Source organism: Leucobacter alluvii (assembly GCF_039530485.1).
Taxonomy (GTDB): Bacteria; Actinomycetota; Actinomycetes; order Actinomycetales; family Microbacteriaceae; genus Leucobacter; species Leucobacter alluvii.
In genome coordinates this window covers 1-17,302 of record NZ_BAAAOP010000006.1, presented here as the reverse complement: position 1 = coordinate 17,302, position 17,302 = coordinate 1, and the positions used below count along the sequence as shown (strand labels likewise).

The 17,302-nt window shown below is 69.8% G+C and carries 14 protein-coding genes; 5 read left to right on the top strand and 9 right to left on the bottom strand.

What is annotated here, in order from left to right:
• Positions 1–720, bottom strand: a 720-nt coding sequence (locus ABFX18_RS08640; RefSeq protein WP_234037528.1) for a response regulator transcription factor, incomplete at its 3' end; no start/stop codon positions are given.
• Positions 721–1,147: 427 nt separating this feature from the next.
• On the opposite strand from ABFX18_RS08640, the gene ABFX18_RS08635 reads away from it, so the two are divergent.
• The gene (locus ABFX18_RS08635; RefSeq protein ID WP_234037590.1) at positions 1,148–1,678 is read left to right on the top strand and encodes a YqaJ viral recombinase family protein; all 531 of its coding nucleotides are present in this window, start codon (positions 1,148–1,150) and stop codon (positions 1,676–1,678) included.
• 24 nt (positions 1,679–1,702) lie between these two features.
• Here the strand turns inward: ABFX18_RS08635 and ABFX18_RS08630 are convergent, their stop codons facing one another.
• From ABFX18_RS08630 to ABFX18_RS08600, 7 genes are all read right to left on the bottom strand, one after another.
• Positions 1,703–2,299 carry a PH domain-containing protein gene (locus tag ABFX18_RS08630; RefSeq protein WP_090152017.1) on the bottom strand — a complete coding sequence of 199 codons (597 nt, stop codon included), beginning with the start codon at positions 2,297–2,299 and terminating at the stop codon, positions 1,703–1,705.
• A 41-nt stretch (positions 2,300–2,340) separates the two neighbouring features.
• The gene (locus ABFX18_RS08625; RefSeq protein WP_346058034.1) at positions 2,341–4,026 is read right to left on the bottom strand and encodes an SPFH domain-containing protein; all 1,686 of its coding nucleotides are present in this window, start codon (positions 4,024–4,026) and stop codon (positions 2,341–2,343) included.
• Complete coding sequence (locus tag ABFX18_RS08620) at positions 4,026–4,628, bottom strand: hypothetical protein (RefSeq protein ID WP_346058033.1); 603 nt, start codon at positions 4,626–4,628, stop codon at positions 4,026–4,028. Before ABFX18_RS08620 ends, ABFX18_RS08625 begins: the two co-directional genes overlap by 1 nt.
• A gap of 77 nt (positions 4,629–4,705) precedes the next feature.
• A complete protein-coding gene (locus ABFX18_RS08615; protein WP_346058032.1) occupies positions 4,706–7,252 on the bottom strand; it encodes an ATP-binding cassette domain-containing protein in 2,547 nt (848 codons plus the stop codon).
• Complete coding sequence (locus ABFX18_RS08610; protein WP_346058031.1) at positions 7,249–8,295, bottom strand: ABC transporter permease; 1,047 nt, start codon at positions 8,293–8,295, stop codon at positions 7,249–7,251. Before ABFX18_RS08610 ends, ABFX18_RS08615 begins: the two co-directional genes overlap by 4 nt.
• Before the next feature lie 27 nt (positions 8,296–8,322).
• Complete coding sequence (locus ABFX18_RS08605) at positions 8,323–9,996, bottom strand: ABC transporter substrate-binding protein (RefSeq protein ID WP_346058030.1); 1,674 nt, start codon at positions 9,994–9,996, stop codon at positions 8,323–8,325.
• A complete protein-coding gene (locus ABFX18_RS08600; protein WP_346058029.1) occupies positions 9,993–11,210 on the bottom strand; it encodes an amidohydrolase family protein in 1,218 nt (405 codons plus the stop codon). Before ABFX18_RS08600 ends, ABFX18_RS08605 begins: the two co-directional genes overlap by 4 nt.
• 316 nt (positions 11,211–11,526) lie before the next feature.
• Between ABFX18_RS08600 and ABFX18_RS08595 the strand changes: the two genes are divergently transcribed.
• Together ABFX18_RS08595 and ABFX18_RS08590 are read left to right on the top strand one after the other, a co-directional pair.
• On the top strand, positions 11,527–11,895 hold the full coding sequence (locus ABFX18_RS08595; protein WP_090152031.1) for a DUF2568 domain-containing protein: 369 nt from the start codon (positions 11,527–11,529) through the stop codon (positions 11,893–11,895).
• A 78-nt stretch (positions 11,896–11,973) separates the two neighbouring features.
• Complete coding sequence (locus tag ABFX18_RS08590) at positions 11,974–13,044, top strand: LLM class flavin-dependent oxidoreductase (RefSeq protein WP_346058028.1); 1,071 nt, start codon at positions 11,974–11,976, stop codon at positions 13,042–13,044.
• Between the two features lies 1 nt (position 13,045).
• On the opposite strand, the gene ABFX18_RS08585 is transcribed toward ABFX18_RS08590, so the two are convergent.
• Positions 13,046–14,077 (bottom strand): LacI family DNA-binding transcriptional regulator, encoded by a 1,032-nt coding sequence (locus ABFX18_RS08585; RefSeq protein WP_346058027.1) that lies wholly within the window; start codon positions 14,075–14,077, stop codon positions 13,046–13,048.
• Between the two features lie 159 nt (positions 14,078–14,236).
• Here ABFX18_RS08585 and ABFX18_RS08580 point away from each other — a divergent pair, with 159 nt between their 5' ends.
• Complete coding sequence (locus tag ABFX18_RS08580; protein WP_346058026.1) at positions 14,237–15,499, top strand: MFS transporter; 1,263 nt, start codon at positions 14,237–14,239, stop codon at positions 15,497–15,499.
• A gap of 13 nt (positions 15,500–15,512) precedes the next feature.
• The gene (locus tag ABFX18_RS08575) at positions 15,513–17,168 is read left to right on the top strand and encodes an amidohydrolase (protein ID WP_346058025.1); all 1,656 of its coding nucleotides are present in this window, start codon (positions 15,513–15,515) and stop codon (positions 17,166–17,168) included.
• Positions 17,169–17,302 lie beyond the last annotated feature (134 nt).

Genomic DNA, 17,302 nt, shown 5'->3' with positions numbered 1-17,302 from the left:
AGCCGCTGGCTTGAGCATGTAGCCCGCGCCACGCACCGTGTGGAGCATCGGCACGCGGCCGGCATCGATCTTCTTGCGGAGATAAGAGATATAGAGCTCGACCACGGTCGACTTCCCCGTGAAGTCGTACGCCCAGACCCGGTCCAGAATCTGCGCCTTCGAGAGCACCCGATTCGGGTTGCGCATGAGATAGCGCAGCAGCTCGAACTCCGTGTTGGTCACCGTGATCGGCTCACCGGCTCGCTCCACCTCGTAACTGTCCTCGTTGAGCGTGAGATCCCCGACACGCAGCACGGGGTCGGGATGCTGCGCGAGCGTGAGCTGAGAACGGCGCACGAGGCCGCGGAGGCGAGCGATGAGCTCCTCCAGGCTGAAGGGCTTGACGACGTAATCGTCGCCCCCGGCAGTGAGCCCGTTGACGCGATCCTCCACGGAATCGAGCGCTGTCAGAAAGAGCACTGGGAACATCTCCCCGGCCGAGCGGAGTCGGGCGAGCAACTGCATGCCGTCGAGGTCTGGCAGCATGATGTCGAACACAGCGACATCCGGATTGAACGAGGAGATCTTCTCGAGCGCTTCCCGGCCCGTCGCAGCGGTCTCGACCTGCCAGCCCTCGTACCGGAGCGCCATGGCCACGAGCTGCGTGATCGAGTCCTCGTCGTCGACGACCAGGGCGCGGATCTTGCCTCCGTCGGCACGCTGCAGCGATGATGATTCCATTCCTCGGAACGCTCCTCTCAGCCGATATGATCGCGCGCTCCCGAATTGAACGCGCGTCGCAAGCGGTTGGCTTCGTCTTCCCGATTCGCGGCACCCCTGCGCGGAGTGCGGCGAAATGTTGCGGGCTTCAGAATACTCACGTCACCTGCGTTTTCGCCTGCTTCAAACCTCTAGAACCAGTGTTTTTCCATGTGCCACCTATGCGAATGCTGCGTCTGCACCGGGTCACCGACCGGTTCCCCGGACGCGGTAGCGCCGAGGCACGGCCCCCGCATTGGGCGGTCGCGATCCCGCGATTCGCGCACTGCGCGAGCTGCTGCCGGACCGCGCGTTGCGCGCCGCGGAGAGCGAGCCGTGAGAAACTGAAGGGGTGTTCGCCCCAGCTCCCGTTCATCTCCAGCGCATCGTGACCGATGGGTCCGATCGCATGGCGTGGATGCGAGCCCGCGCCCGCGGCATCACCGCGACCGACGTCGCGAAGCTGTCGACCTCGCGCTCGATCGCCGCCGCCGCGCACGAGAAACTGCACGGCAGTCGTTTCATGGGGAACGTCTACACCGAGCACGGAAAGCTCCGCGAGCCCGAGATCGCATCCTGGGTGCTGCGCGAGTACGAGATCGAACCGAGCCAGGCACTCTTCCACGCGGAGACCGATCTCAGGCATCTCGCGACACCCGACGGGCTCGCATTCCGCGGCACGGGCGCGATCGAACTGGCGGAGATCAAGACCACGAACAAGGAATGGCGTTCCATCCCCCGCAATTACCTGCGCCAGGTGTGGTGGCAGCAGTACGTGCTGGGCGCGGAGCGCACGCTCATGGTCTGGGAGCGGCACGAGAATTTCGTGCCAGTGGGCGATCCCGAGTGCCGATGGGTCGATCGCGACGAGAATGAGATCGAGCGCCTCGTGAAGCTGGCGGGCGAGCTGATCGACGTGCTCATCGCCCGGACGACCTGACCCGGCACCGAGCACGCTGCGTGTTCACGCCTCGAGGTTCGTGAAGGCCACGTTCGAGGTGGGCCGGAACTCTCCCATTCGGCGCTCGACGCGCGTCGCGTGGGCGTAGTTGCGCTCGACGAGTTCCTGCAGGGCATCCGCTGCCGCCGACACTCCAGGCACATCGGGGATCGTCGTGCGCTCCGGGCCGATGAACAGGTCGACGTCTCCCGCCCCGAAGAGCCGTTGCAGCAGCGAGCGCCGGGTGCGCACCTCGCGGATGCGCACGAACGAGACCTCGCTGCGATGGCGAGAGAAGACGCCGTGCCGCTGAATCACCCGCCGCGTGGTCACCGTCGTTCGATACGTCAGCCACCGGAGCACGGGGAAGACGCCGAGCAGCAGCGCGAGCACGACCGCTCCCACTCCCGCCAGCAGATTCATCCAGCCTTCGGCGAAGGCGCCGACCCAGTAGCCCGCTCCGCTCGAGAGAGCGACGAGCACCAGTACCGGCAGCACGAGTCTGCGTCCGTGCCGCCGGAACCGGAGGAGCACGACCTCGGGCTGACCGTAATCCGCGGGCGCAGGGCCGAGCACGGACTCGACCTCCGACGTCAGCGATTGCGGGTTGCGTGAGGGCATGCCCCTATTCTGCACCGTTCAGCCTGGAGCTCCGGCGGGGCCTACTGGGATCCCCCGCCGAACGGGTTCGTCTGGTCGCCGGCGGCAGCGGCACGCTCTGCAGCAGCAGCTGTGCGCGCCGCATCATTCGCCGCCTGCGCTGCGCTGTCCGCCGCGTCCGCCGCTGCATCCGCCGTTGCGGACGCCGCGCTGGTCGCACTCCCCGCGACCCGGCGAGAGCTCTCCGACAGAGCGGACTGCCGGAACGATTCGGAGGACCCGGAATCGAATCGATCCCCGGCGCGGCGATCGCCGTGATCGCCACGGCCGCCCTCCGACGCATCCCGCGACGCGCGGCCGGCGGCCGCACCCGCGGCGCTTCCCGAGACCGCCCCGTTCAGCATGCCGGCGAGGTCGATGCCGACCGTGTCCTTCGCCATCTCGAGGAGGCCCTTGATATTGCCCATGGCCTCCCCGGCGACCTTCGACGTTCCGTCGGCCGACACGACGGTCATGTGCTCGATCGCGCCGATGGCGCGCGCGTACTCCGCCGCGATCTCGGGCAGCAGGTGGATGAGTTCCTGGGCGAGCACCGCCTGGGACTGCGTCTCGAGTGCGCGGGCGCGCGCGTCGATCGCCGTCGCTTCCGCGGTACCCTTCGCTTCGAGTGCCGCAGCCTCGGCGCGCCCCTCGGCTTCGAGCGCTTCTGCGGCGGCGATACGCGCCACGCGGCTCGCCATGCCCTCGCGCTCGACAGCCTTCGCGCGACCTTCGGCCGCTGACACGGATGCGGCGGCTTCAGCCTTCGCGAGGGCCTCGACGCGGTACGCCTCTGCCTCGGCGACCGCGCGCACGTCGGCGTTCAGTCGCTCGGTCTTCAGCGAGACCTCTTTCTGAGCGGTGATCTGCTGCTGCTCGACGATCGCCTGCTGCTGGATCGCCTGCTCGAGCGGCTCGGCGGCCGATGCCTGCGCGGTGGCCTTGTCGGTCTCGACCTGGATCTCGGCCTGACGCAGCTTCAGCTCGCGGTTGCGGTCGAGCAGCACGCGCTCGGCGCCGATCTTCGCCTCCTGCGATGCCTGGTACGCGATGGTCTCGGCGATGTCGGCGGCCTGGCGCACCTTGGCCGCCTCAGGACGGCCGATGTTCGAGATGTAATCCGCGCCGTCGCGGATCTCCTGGATCTGCAGCGTGTCGACGACGAGGCCCTGCTTCGTCAGGGCTTCCTCCGCCGCTTCGAGCACGCTCTGCGCGACGACAGCGCGGTCGCGAATGATCTGCAGTACCGTGAGGCCGCCGATGATGGAGCGGAGCGAACCCGACAGCACCTCCTGCGTCGACTCGTCGATCTCGTCGGAGTTCGACAGGAATCGCTGGGCGGCGGCCCGGATCATCTCCTGCGTTCCGCCGACCTTGACGACGGCGACGGCCTGCGCCTGCATCGTGATGCCGTCGGTGGTCTGGGCCTCCGTGGTGATCGAGAGTCGGCGCGAGCGCAGGGAGATCGTGAACGACTTCTGCACGAACGGGACGACGAAGACACCGCCGCCGGTCACGACCTTCTGACCGGAGAGGTCGCGGCCGCGGTTGCCGGCAGCGTCGACGACCTCCTTGCCCTTGCCGCCGGTCACGATGATCGCCTCATCCGGTTTTGCGATCCGGTATCGCTTGATGATGACGAGCGCGATCAGCACGAGTGCGATCACCGCACCGAATATGCCGATGATCGCCGGGCTTGCGAGGAACATTACGTCTCCGTTCGGGGTAACGGTTGGGCGTGGGATTCAGGGAGTACGGGTTCGACGCGCACCGAGGTCGAGGTCACGACCTGCACGATGCGCACCTGCGCGCCTCGGGGCACGGGAGCCTCGGCGGACGCTGAGAGGGAGATTCGCTCGCCGTGCCGCGTGACCGCGACCTCGCCGAGTCCGTTCGCCGGGATTGCGAGGACGACGGCGCCGGTGGATCCGACCAGGTCGGTGCCGCTGACGGCGGTATTCGACTCTGCCCCTCTGATGGCTCGGGAGAGCCACCACGCGGCTGCGGCTCCGAGCAGGCCGGAGAGCGCGCCCACGATCGTCGCGACGGGGGTCGACATGCCGGCGCCGACGCTCGCGAACGACGCGAACCCGAAGATCGCGGTGAATGCTGCGATGGTCGTGAGACTCAGCGGCCCGTCGCCGAAGTCGAAGGCATCGAAGATGCCGTCGAGCAGGAGCGAGATCAGCAGCAGCACGCCGCCGACCACACCGATGATGAGGAAGATTCCGCCATCGAACAGCGAGCCGTCGAACACGCGCTCGATCCAGTTCATGATGCCGTCCATGGCCGTCCCCTCGATGGCTGTCACTGGCAGCGTACCAAGCGCCCGCTGCCAGCGCGCAACGGTCGAGCATCCTCAGGGGTGCGCTCCGGGATCCAGATCGTTCAGAGCCGCACGACCGAGGTGAGCAGCGCTCGGCCGTAATCCGTTCCGGGATCCGTGAAGAAGGCGCGGTCGCCGGATTCCACGATCGCACCATCGCGCATCACGAGCACCCGATCGCAGAGTTCGTGCACGACCGCGAGATCGTGCGAGACGAAGACGATGCCGAGCCCGAGATCGTCGCGCAGCCTCTGCAGCAGTTCGATGACACGGGCTTGAGAGGTCGTGTCGAGCGCGGAGGTCGGCTCGTCGGCCACCAGCACCTGCGGGTCGGCGGCGAGCGCGCGGGCGATCGCGACGCGCTGGCGCTGACCACCCGACAGCCGGTCGGGCGTGGCGCCGGCGAGGCTTGGATCGAGCCCGACCTGACGCAGCAGTTCCGCGATCCGAACCGCCCGAGCAGGCGCGAGACCGCGCGATCCCGCCTCGCGCGCGGTGTCGGCGCGTCGCAGTCGCAGCACCTCGTCGAGCGCGCTCCCGATCGTGCGACGCGGCGTCAGCGACGAGTAGGGATCCTGGGGCACGAGTTGGATCCGCCGCCGCTCCGACCGACCGCGCCGCGTGCCGAGCGCGACCCCGTCGAGCCGCACCTCGCCGGCGGAGAGCGTGGCTTGACCGGCGATGGCGCGCGCGAGCGTCGTCTTGCCCGAGCCCGACTCCCCAACGACTCCGAGCACTTCGCCGGCGCTCAGGCGCAACGAGACACCGGACACGGCACTGACCGCTCCGAAGTTCACGGCGGCGTCGCGCACTTCGAGGAGCGAGGTGCGCGCGTCGACGCCGAGCGCGTGCTGGGCCTGCGCTTCGCCGGGTCTCGAGGCGGGATCCGAATGCTCGGCGGGAGCCTGGCGTGCGGCGAGCCTCGGAAGCGCCGGGACCGCCGCGAGCAGCGCGCGGGTCTCCGCTGCGCTCGGCGCGGCGACCAGGGCGGCGACGGCGCCGGACTCGACGATCTCGCCCCGCGCCATGACGACGACCCGCTCGCACATCGCCGCCACCACCGCGAGATCATGCGACACGAATACGAGCGTGAGCCCGCGCTCCACGCGCAGCTCGCGCAGGAGGAGCAGCACGTCGCGCTGCACGGTCACGTCGAGTGCCGTCGTCGGCTCGTCGCAGAGCAGCACGTCGGGCGACCCGGCGAGCGCGAGCGCGATCACCACCCGCTGCCGCTGACCCCCCGAGAGCTGATGCGGATAGGAGCTGGCGATGCGCACCGTGTCGACGAGACGCACTTGATCCAGGAGGTCGTGCACACGTTCGTCTGCGGCACGCGCGCCGAGACCCGGATCTGCGGAGCGCACGGCGGCGCGCACTTGCCTGCCGACTCGGGTCAACGGATCGAGCGCGGTGAGCGGTTCTTGGAACACCATGCCGACCGAGCCGCCGACCGCGATGCTTCCGGAGGCGATGCGGAGTCCGCGCGGCATCAGGCCGAGCACGGCGCGCAGGGTGAGGCTCTTGCCCGAGCCGGATTCGCCAACGATGCCGAGAGCCTCACCCGCCTGCAGCTCGAGGTCGATACCGGCGCGCTCCCCGACGAGCACGGCGCCGCTCGTCGTCGCGATGCGCAGTCCGCGGATGCTCACGCTCCCGCGCTCGGGCGCGACGTGCTCGCGCAGCCGGCGGCGCGGATGCTCCCGGCTGAGCGAACGCTCGCGGCGGCGCGCACCGGGAGTGCCGGTGAGGGAGGGCGACACCAGTGAAACCCGGCTGCGCGCGCCGCCCACGCGCATCAGATCGCCGATGCCGTCGCCCAGCAGTGAGAGCGCGATGCCGGTGAGCACCACCGCGCACCCGGGGAGGGCCGCCAGCCACCAGTGCGTCGTCACGAATTGCTGAGCATCGGCGATCATGGTGCCCCAGTCGGGCGTCGGCGGTCGGATCCCGAGACCGAGATACCCGAGGGTCACGATGGCGACCATGATGAGCACGATCTCAGAGGCGAGCAGCACGATGGCCTGCGGCAGCACGTTCGGCAGCACGTGGCGGAGCAGCACGCGCGCGTGGGAGAGGCCGCCTCCCCGAGCGCTCCGCACCCAGCCGGCGTCGCGCATGGAGGCCGTCACCGCCCGGAGCACGCGCGCGTACCCGACCCAGCCGACGAGGGCGAATGCGACGACGATCCCTCCGGCGCCCGCCCCCAGGGCGAAGACGAGCGCGATCACGATGATGTAGAACGGAAAAGCGATGACGGTATCGGTGACGCGCGATGCCACCCAATCCACTGCGCCCCCGGAGTAGCCGGAGATGAGACCGACGGCCACGCCGATCACGAACGGGGCGAGCGAGGCGAGCACGGCGATTCCGAGGTCGATCCGCGCAGCGTAGAGCATACGGGAGAGCACATCGCGGCCGAGCTGGTCCGTGCCGAACCAGTGCTCCGCCGAGGGCGGCAGCAGCCCCTGCGTGAGATGCTGTTCCGTCGGCGAGTACGGCGCCAGGGCGGGTGCGGCGAGCGCGATGATCAGCAACAGACCGGTGAGGATCGCGCCGACGACGAGCGCCGGCGACCGGCTGGCGCCGCGTTCGGCGCTCGGATCCCTCATCGCTCGTCCTCCGTCGGGTCGGGTGCGAGTGCGGCCTCCCCGGAGGGCAGGAGCCGCGCATTCGATCCCGCACCGCCGATGGGACTTCGTGCGTCGCCGACCCGCAAGCGGGGATCCAGCGCGCTCGACAGCACCTCCGCGAGCGTCGTGATCAGTACGACGACGACCGCGCAGTAGAGGGCGATCCCCTGCACGACGGGGAAATCGCGCGTGCTGATGGACTGGAAGAGGAGCGAGCCGAGGCCATTGATGCCGAAGACCCGTTCGACGACCAGCGTTCCTCCGATGAGATACGCCGTGTTCACGCTGAGCAGGGTCAGCGTGGGGAGCGAAGCGCTGCGCATCACGTGGTGCCACACGATCCGCCGCTCTGGGATGCGCGCCGCCCGCAGCGTCGTGACGAACTCCGCTTCGAGCACATCGATGAGCTGGGCGCGGAGCGACCTGATGAGCGGCGGCGCCATGCCGAGCGCGACGGCGAGCGCGGGCAGGAACAGACTGCGGAGCGGCTCGGCCGGCCCCGACCCGACGCCCCCGACGGGGAACCAGCCGAGCTGCACGGCGAAGACGATGATCAGGAGGAGTCCGACCCAGAACAGCGGCATTCCCATGCCGATGGCGGGGAGGATCCGCACGAGGTGATCCGCCAGGCCGTCGCGGCGCAGCGCGGCGACGAGCGACAGCGGCACGGCGATGAGCACGGCGAGCAGGAGTGCGAGGGCCACGATGCCGGCGCTCACGGGCGCTGTGTCCAGGATGAGCTCCCGCGTCGACACCCCGGTGACCAGCGAGGCGCCCGTATCGAAGTGGAACACCACCTGCCCGAGGAAATCGGTGAACTGCTGCCACAGCGGCAGATCGAGGCCGAGCTGCGCGCGCAGCGCGGCAACGGACTCAGGCGTCGCGCGCTCGCCGAGGATCATGGCCGCGGGGTCGCCGGGAACGAGGCGCAGGAGGAAGAAGGTCGCGACGACGACCCCCAGCATCACCGGCACGATCCGGGCGATGACGCGCCCCGCGGCCTGCACTCCCCGTTTCACCACGATCCCACTGTATGGCGTCGCCTCCGGCTACTCGGCGCCGCCGGCGAGCCACGCGTCCTCGAAGCGCACACTGCCGTTCGGAAGCACGGTGAAGCCGTGCACGTCGTCGCGCGTCGCCTTCAGGTTCGCCGGGAAGAACAGCGGGATGTAGGGCACCTCATCGGCGAGGGTCTGCTGGATCTCCTGATAGATCTCCGTGCGCTCCTCACCCTCGGGAGTCGTGCGTCCCTGCCGCATGAGTTCGGTGACCCGCTCGTTCGAGTAGTGCGTCCAGTACGACTTGCTGAACCCGTCGGGGTCGGCCTGGAAGGTGATGAACCCGTTGGGGTCGGGGGCGTCGGACTGCCCGCTGTTGAGCATGAAGTCGAAGTCGTACGCGAAGAAGCGCTCGCGGAAGGCGGCGATGTCGATCTGCTCGATCTCGACGTCGACGTCGATCTGCGCAAGGGATTCCTGCACGATCTGCGCGATCTGCGCGCGTTGCGAGTCACCGCTCGCGAGCAGCAGCGTGACGGAGAACCCGTCAGGATACGGCGACTTCGCGAGCTCCTCCCGTGCGGCATCGAGGTCGAAATCGAGCGGCCGCACCGTCTCGTTGGCCGAGTCCGTGATGGTCGGCGGCAGCAGCGCGTTGGCCACCTCTGCCGTACCGAACGTGGTCGCCTGCGTGATGCCTTCGCGATCCAGCGCGAGCGCGACGGCGCGGCGCACGTGCTCATCCGCGAACTGCTCCCGCTGCGTGTTGAAGAAGACCTGCTCCGTCGACCATCCGCTCGTCTGCGACAGCACTGTGCCGTCACCGCTCTCGACCTGCGCCGCATTCGCCGCAGGGACGTCGTCGATCGCATCGAGCTGACCGGCCGCGAGCTGCTGCTGCAGTTGCGTGTCATCGGCCACGAGCTTGTACACGAGGGAGTCGACGTAGGGCTTGCCCTCCTGCCAGTAGTGCTCGTTCTTCGCGAAGGCGAGGTCCCCGTTCGGATCCCACGTCTCGACCACGAACGGGCCGGTACCGATCGGATCCTCGAAGAACTCCTCCTCGCTCGCGCCCCCGAAGTCCTGCGGGAAGATGCCGTTCGAGAAGCTCGCGAGCTCCGAGAGGAACGGGGTGTAGCGTTCGCTCAGCGTGATGACCACGTCGCGCTCGCCCGATTCGGTGATGGCTTCGATCGGAGCTTCCAGCGGCAACGGCCCGCCCACCTCGATATGCCGCTCGAGCGAGAAGACGACGTCGGCGGGAGACACCTCCGTGCCGTCTGAGAACGCGAGTCCGTCGCGCAGCGTGAAGGTGTAGGTGAGCCCGTCTGCGGACTCCGCGTATTCCGCGAGCCACGGAACGATCTCGCCGTCCGAGTCGAAGCTGACGAGCGGCTCGAAGATCTTGTCGATCGCGAACGCGTTGTTCGCGGTGATCTGCTGATTCAGATCGAGATCGGTCACCGAGGCGACCCGCCCGAACTCGAGCGTGCCACCGCTCACCGGATCACCGGCGTCGCCGGAGCCGGCACCGCTCGACGATCCTCCCGCGCACGCGCTCAGCAGCAGTGCTGCGGAGAGCGCGAGAGCTGCGGTCGCAGTGCGACGGCCGGCGCGTCGGCTCGGGCGGGGGGCGTGCTGGGCGGCGCGGAGCTGAATCGCGCCGGGCTCAGTGGCGCCGGGCTCAGTGGCACCGGGCGTGCGGAGACGGAGGGCGGGGGTCACAGGTGGTCCTCTCGAGGATGGGGTGGGAAATCGGGGCGCCGCGGATCGATCAGCCGCCCTTCGAGCAGCACGCCGACGATCGACGCGGGGTCGGACAGGGCACCGGGTTCGCGGGGATCGCGGGCCAGCAGCACGGCGTCCGCGACCGCTCCCGGCGCGATCACTCCGAACGGCGGAGGGTGACTCGGCGCGTCGGGATCCTTCGCACGCGCGAGCAGTGCCGCTCCGGAGGACGTCGCCGCGACCAGCGCCTCCCTCACGCTGAGCCCGGCTTCGACCAGCGCATCGAACTCGACTCGGTTGGTGCCGTGCTGCTCAGGAGTGCCGAAGTCGGTGCCCAGCGCGATCGCCACGCCCTGGTCTCGGGCGATGCGCACCGCGTCGGGGTGCGCAGCCACCGCCGCGTCGACTCGGGCCGCGAGCCCTGCGGGGAGCTTCCCCGCGGCGATCATCTGCTGCACGAGGCGGTAGATGCGCAGCGTGGGCACGAACGCCGTACCCGACTGAGCGGCGCGACTGGCCTGCTCGACGGTCAGGTAGATGCCGTGCTCGATGCTCGCCGCTCCCGACTCGATGGCGAAGTCGATGGCGTCCCCGCCCCACGCGTGGACCATGACGCCGGCCCCGGCCGATGCCGCTCTGCGAGCGGCGCTCGCGAACTCGGTCGCCGAGAAGTGCGACTGGAGGGACGCGCCCGCCGGTGATCCCACTCCATCGGTGGCGACGATTTTGACCCAGGCCGCTCCCGCCTGGAGCACCTCCTCCACCGCACGGTCGATCCCCCCGGCAGCATCGGCTCGCGCCCGGTCGATGAGCGCCACCGAGCATGCGATTCTGGGCCTGGACTCGGCCGGGATGCGCTCACGCGTCGTGGTCGCGAGCCCCCCGGCGTCGCGTACGCTCGTGAAGCCGGCGCGCAGCGTGCGACGGAGCGCGTCTGCCGTCGCCCGGTGCGCCTCCTCCTCCGTGAACTGCGCGCGATCCGCCGCGTCGAAGGCGTGCCACGCGGCATGCAGATGGGCGTCGACGAGGCCGGGCATGATCCAGCGGGCCTCAGTGGGAATGCGCGGCGCCGCCGCCGTGCCGAGAGCTCGGGACTGCGCCGCGTTGGCGGGGTCGCCGATCGCCGTGAAGCGTCCCCCGTGCCAGGACACCCGTTGCGGCTCCGAGAAGTCGCCGTGGGCGTCCATGACGCGCAACGTCGCTGTCGTCATGGTGCTCCTTCAACTGTGATGTCGGTGGGCGGTGCTGGGAATGTGTGCGGCGCGGGAGCGTGGTCTATCTCATCACCATATGGAAGCACCCGGAGGTGAACCACTTCCCGACCCAGGCGCTGGACCACGTCGCGCACCGCGCGCCGCCCCTCCCCAACTTCTCTGCCCCCCTCCCGAGCCGGGTCACTTTCGGAGGGTGTCCCACCCGGTCAGACCAGCGACACGCTCCGAAAGTGACCCCGATCCCGGGGATGGGGGGGTGGGGGGATGGGGGCGGGCGCGGGGGAGGCAGGCGGCGGGCGGGTAGACTGGTTCGGTGACCAGTAGTTCTTCGACACCCGCCCCGCACGCTGCGAGCCCCGCGCTGCTGCTTGCGCGCGGTCTCTTCCACCTCGCAGCGATCGTGATCGTCACCGTGTGGGGCTTCCTCGCCTGGCCGCTGCCGTTCCCCGGCATCTTCACGGGCCTCGGACTCTTCGTACTCGCGGTACTGCTCTGGGCGCTCTTCCTCTCGCCGAAGCCGGTCCTGCGCGTGGATCGCTTCGCGCAGGCGCTGTTCGAGCTGTGCCTCATCGCCGCTGCGGTCGCCGCCCTCCTCGCGCTCGGCGTGTTCTGGGTGTGGCCGGCCGCCTTCGGCGTCGCCGCTGCAGCTGTCGGGTTCGTCGTCTCAAGCCGCCGCGCGTAGTCGCACCGCGTCTCTCCGCACCGCGTCTCTCCGCACCGCGGACGGAATAGCAGGGGACCCGTCGGTGTTCTCACCGGCATGACCCCGCTTCGCGCCGTCGCCGGCGCCACCCCCGATCAGCTCATCCTCGGCCTCGATACGTTCGGTGACGTGACATTCGACGACGCGGGCGGGCGGAAGTCGCACGCGCAGGTGCTCCGAGACGTCATCGAGCAGGCCGTTCTCGCCGACCGCCTCGGCGTCGACGCGATCACGCTCGGCGAGCATCACCGGGACGATTTCGCCCTCACGTCGCCCGAGATCGTGCTCGCCGCCATCGCCGGTCGCACCGAGCGCATCCTGTTGGGCACGGGAGTGACCGTGCTCTCGAGCGACGACCCGGTGCGCGTGTACGAACGATTCGCCACCCTCGACGCTGTGAGCTCGGGTCGCGCTGAGGCGGTGCTCGGCCGGGGATCCTTCATCGAGTCATTCGCGCTCTTCGGCTACGATCTGAACGATTACGATGCGCTCTTCTCGGAGAAGCTCGACCTCTTCGCGCGGCTCCGCGAGGAGGGCCCGGTGACCTGGTCGGGGCAGCATCGCGCAGCGCTCGTCGACCAGCACGTCTACCCGAAGACCGAGCAGCCCGAGGGTGTGCGGGCGTGGGTGGGGGTGGGCGGCAGCCCCGAGTCGGTCGTGCGCTCGGTGCAGATGGGCATCCCCATGATGCTCGCGATCATCGGAGGCGACCCGTCTCGCTTCGCCCCGTTCGCGAATCTGTATCGCAAGGCCCAGCGCGCACTCGGTCGCGCAGCCATGCCGCTCGGAGTCCACTCCCCCGGACACATCGCCGAGTCGGACGCCGAGGCGCGGGAGCAGCTGTGGCCGCATTTCGAGAAGAATCGCAACCGCATCGGCGCCGAGCGCGGCTGGCCGAACACCACGCGCGCAGAATTCGAGCGCGAGGCCGACAGCGGCTCGCTGTACGTCGGGTCCCCCGAGACCGTGGCTCAGCGCATCGCGGCCACGGTGCGCAGCCTTGCCGCCGATCGGTTCGACCTGAAGTACGCCAACGGCACGATGCCGCACGCGTTGCTCATGCGCAGCATCGAGCTCTACGCGACCGAGGTGATGCCGCGCGTGCGGGAGCTGCTCGGCGCGTCGTGATCTAGGCGGGGCGGATCACCCGGGCGTCGTGCACCTCGCGTGTTCCGGGTGCCACGCGCCCGTCGAGCACTCCGAGCAGCAACCGCACCGCTGATCGGCCGTACTCGCGCGCACGGAGGTCGACTCCCGCCACTCCGGGAGCGCCCGGCTCCGCGGCCATCGTGGCCATCACGAGTCGCGATCCCGGAGCTCCGCTGCCGTCGCGCTCGAGGCCGCCCGCCCCCTTCGCCCCGCCCGGAAGACCGCTGCGGCCGGCGGACTGCGCGGCGAGTGCTCGGAGCACGAGGCCCTGCGCCACCCAGACGATGCCGTCGGAGCCCGAGGCAACGGCGCGGCGCATCGTCTCGGCGAGTTCCGTCTCGTCGGGGTCGAGGACTGATCGGAGCAGCACCGGCCGCGCGTCGTTCGCCGCGCACCAGGAGCGATACCCCTCCGCGACATCGTGCGCCCACGCCGGTTCGCGGTCGGCGGGGAGCGCCACCAGTGCCGGCGCCGTCGCCCCCGCCTCGGCCAAGCCGTCGAGCACTTCGGCGACGAGCGCCCGATGATCGGCGGCGATCCACGCCGAGATCCGCTGCCGCTCCGGGCCGAGGTACTCCCCGACGGTCACCACCGGGACGTCTCCGATGCGCTCGAGCAGTCGCGGGAACGCGGACGGCGTGGGATCGACCACGATCACGCCGTCCATGCTGGGTCTCCGCGCGGCACCTGGCACGGTGTCCGCGAGCAGCAGCAGGTCGCTTCCCGCCTCGGCCGCGGCGTCGGCGGCGCCGAATGCGAGTTCCATGTAGAACGACAGTTCCCTCACATCGTGCGGAACGCCCAGTCCGATGGCGCCGTTCCGGCCGCCGCGCAGGCGCTGCGCGGCTCGATTGGAGACGTACCCCATCGCAGCGGCCTCCGCGAGCACGCGGTCCCTCGTCGCCTCTGAGACGCGGCCGCTGCCGTGCAGCGCCGCCGATACGGCGGTCTTCGAGATACCCAAAGCGCGTGCGATGTCGACGATCGTGACCCCGGATCCCTCACTCGCCATAGCCTCAGTGTACGGTCCGCGCACCGGCCCGGCGACGCGCACGAGTTGCGGGCACGACTCGCGCGACGTATATTTGCAGGCGTTGCGGGAACGTTCCCGCACTTGTGAGCGCCGTCGGCGCCCGCCGCGCTCACCCCGATCACGCGACGAAGGAGTCCCATGTCGAACACCTCTCCCCCGAATCCCGCCGCAAGCGGTCTCGCCGCACTCACGGGCAGGGTCGTCTTCGGGTTCGTCGGCACCTGGGTGTTCGCACTCATGGCCGCGAACCTCGTGCCCGTGCTCATCGCGGCGATGGTGCAAGACCTCGATGTCGACATCGCGGCAGCCGGCGCGCTCGCGACGGGCATGACCGCCGGATCCGCGCTCGCCATGTTCGTGACGAACCGCTTCATCGCCCGCGCCGACCGGCCGAAGCTCGGACGGGTCGGCCTCCTGCTGATGATCGTCGGATACGGGTTTCCCGCCGCGATCCTCACCACTCCGACCGTGATGATCGGACTGATCGTCGGCGGCATCGGCGCAGGCATCATGATCGCGACCGGCACCGCCGCGGCGTCATCGACCCGCAACCCCGATCGCACGGTGACCACGATCATGGTGATCAACCGCCTCGGCGCGGCCGCGCTGCTCGCCATCGCCCCGATCTTCCACAACGACCTGCGCACCGTGCTCATCGTGATCGCTGCGCTCGGGGTCATCGGGCTGCTGCTCGCCGGCGGCCTGCCCAACCTGCCGGCGAGCGCACTCGACGCGACCGGCGCCATCGACACGGGCGACGGCCGGGTGCGCACCACCATCGGAGCCGCCGCTCTGGTCTTCGCCGTCTCCATCCTGCTCTGGTCGCTGACCGAAGACATGGTCTACTCGATGACGAGCGTGCTCGCGCAGCAATCCGACATCAGCCCCGAGACGAACAGCTCGCTGCTCGCCGGGAAGGTGCTCGGCGGTCTCGTCGGAGCGCTGCTCGCACCCCTCGCACTGCGCTGGCTCGGACGCAGCTGGTCGTTCGCCCTCATCATCGCGGTCAGCACCGTCACCAAGTTCATCATGGTGACGAGCACGACTCCGCTCGCGTACACCGTCGCGATCCTCGTCTGGGGCGTCATGTACGGCGCCATCCTCGTGCTGTTCACCGGTCTCGCCGCCATCATGGACGTGACCGGCCGCACCGGAGTGCTCGTGTCGGGCTTCTACCTCGCCGGCGTCGCATTCGGCCCCCTGGTGGGCGGCCAGCTCGTCGGGCTGCTCACCCCGCTGCAGTACGCGATCACCGTGTCGATTCCCAGCGTGGTGTTCGCCGCCGCGCTCTTCGTCATCGCGCGCCGCAGCCGCAAGTTCGAGCAGGGCAACACCACTGCCGTGCCCGTCGTTCACGCAGCGGCCGCGCACCCCGACACCGCACCCGTCCAGCAGCACTGACCCGGAGACCAGCATGACCCACTCAGCCTCCTCCCCCGCGGCGACCGCCGAGCCCTTCGAAATCGCCGACCGCGTGATCGCCGTGGACCGCATCCGCACCTTCGCGGACGCGGCGGCCCCCCGGCCGGCAGACCCCGACGCCGTGGCGATCCGTGACGGCCGTATCATCGCCGTGGGCTCGCGAGACGATTTGGCGATCCACGTCGGCCACCGCACCGTCATCGACGAGCACCCCGGTGCGACGCTGGTGCCCGGCCTCGTCGACGGCCACACGCACATCGTGTTCGGGCTCGAACTGACGCGAGGCGTGCAGCTCACCGATCTCACGCTCGCAGAGGCGCAGGATCGCATCGCCGGTGCCGCTGCCGAGGCCGCTCCCGGCACGTGGATCTTCGGGTGGGGAACCGACCCGAACATCTTCACCGAGACGGGATTCACCGGAAAGCTGTTCGATGACGCCGCCGCCGGGCATCCCGTGTTCCTCCGCCTGCGCGACGCTCACTCGGCCGTGATCAACAGCGCTGGCATCGCTGCCGTCGGCCTCACCGGGCGCGAGACGTTCCCCGACGAGTCGGCGGTCGGCGTGGACGGGCAGGGCGCCCCCACCGGGTACCTGCTGGAGCTCGCCGCGATGGACCTCGTGCTGGCGCACATCCCGAGCGAGGGCACCGACGAACTCGCCGACCGGCTCGGCGTCGTGCTCGACGGGATGGCGGCGAGCGGCATCACCGGTACGCACGTCATGGACTTCCACCCGGGCAGCCGGGAGGTGCTCGAAACGCTCGAGTCGCGCGGCGACCTGCCGATCCGGCTGCGATTCTCACCGATGGTGCCGCCAGGATCGACCACGGCGACACTTGAGCAGATCGCGGCACTGCAGGGTCTGCACGGACGCAGGTGGCGCGTGGAAGGCGTCAAGTTCATGATCGACGGCACCGTCGACAACGGGTCGGCCTGGCTGCACGAGCCCGACTGCTACGGCCAGGGGCGCCGCTCCATCTGGAGCGACCCGGCAGCCTACCGGGAGGCACTCGGGTTCTTCGCGGAGCGGGGGATCGCCACGGCGACGCACGCGATCGGCGATCAGGGCGTGGCATTCGTGCTCGACGCGATCGAATCGCTCGGAGCGGTCGCCCGCCGGGCTGCGCACCGCATCGAGCACATCGAGACGATCCCCGACGGCACAGTGCCGCGCTTCGCCGAGCTCGGCGTGGCCGCCAGCATGCAGCCCATCCACGGCACGCGCCACACGCGGGCGGACCGCACCGACAACTGGTCGGTGCGACTCGGCGAGGAGCGCGCGTCGCACGGGTGGCGGTGCCGCGACATCCGAGACTCGGGGGCGGTGCTGGCGCTCGGCAGCGACTGGCCGGTCACCCCGTACGACCCGCGTGTGATGATGGCAGAGGCGATCCTCCGCGCCCCGGTTGCCCGGCCCGAACTCGCCCCGATTCAGCCGGAGCAGGCGCTCACTGCGACGCAGGCGCTCGAGGGGTACACCTCCCACGCGGCCCGCGCGATCGGGGCCGTCGACGAGGGCGAGGTGCGGCCAGGCGCCCGCGCGGCGTTCACCGTATTCGCCGCGGACCCGCTCTCGGTCTCAGCGCAGGAGCTCGCCACCATCGGCGTCGTCGCGACGTACGTCGACGGGGTGCCCGTGGTGCGCTGAACCGCGCGCGGCGGGCGCCGCGCTCGCCCGTGGAAGATTCGGCTTCGGTGAGGAGCTCGGTGCAGGCGGTTTCATTTGGTCGTTGCAACACCCTTCATTCGAAGGGATGTACCCGCTATGCCTCGTATCAGCAG

Excerpts from the sequence above, each read along its gene's own strand:
- ABFX18_RS08635 (WP_234037590.1), top strand. The coding sequence starts at position 1,148 with ATGGCGTGGATGCGAGCCCGCGCCCGCGGCATCACCGCGACCGACGTC.
- ABFX18_RS08630 (WP_090152017.1), bottom strand. The coding sequence starts at position 2,299 with ATGCCCTCACGCAACCCGCAATCGCTGACGTCGGAGGTCGAGTCCGTG.
- ABFX18_RS08625 (WP_346058034.1), bottom strand. The coding sequence starts at position 4,026 with ATGTTCCTCGCAAGCCCGGCGATCATCGGCATATTCGGTGCGGTGATC.
- ABFX18_RS08615 (WP_346058032.1), bottom strand. The coding sequence starts at position 7,252 with ATGAGGGATCCGAGCGCCGAACGCGGCGCCAGCCGGTCGCCGGCGCTC.
- ABFX18_RS08600 (WP_346058029.1), bottom strand. The coding sequence starts at position 11,210 with ATGACGACAGCGACGTTGCGCGTCATGGACGCCCACGGCGACTTCTCG.
- ABFX18_RS08590 (WP_346058028.1), top strand. The coding sequence starts at position 11,974 with ATGACCCCGCTTCGCGCCGTCGCCGGCGCCACCCCCGATCAGCTCATC.
- ABFX18_RS08585 (WP_346058027.1), bottom strand. The coding sequence starts at position 14,077 with ATGGCGAGTGAGGGATCCGGGGTCACGATCGTCGACATCGCACGCGCT.
- ABFX18_RS08580 (WP_346058026.1), top strand. The coding sequence starts at position 14,237 with ATGTCGAACACCTCTCCCCCGAATCCCGCCGCAAGCGGTCTCGCCGCA.
- ABFX18_RS08575 (WP_346058025.1), top strand. The coding sequence starts at position 15,513 with ATGACCCACTCAGCCTCCTCCCCCGCGGCGACCGCCGAGCCCTTCGAA.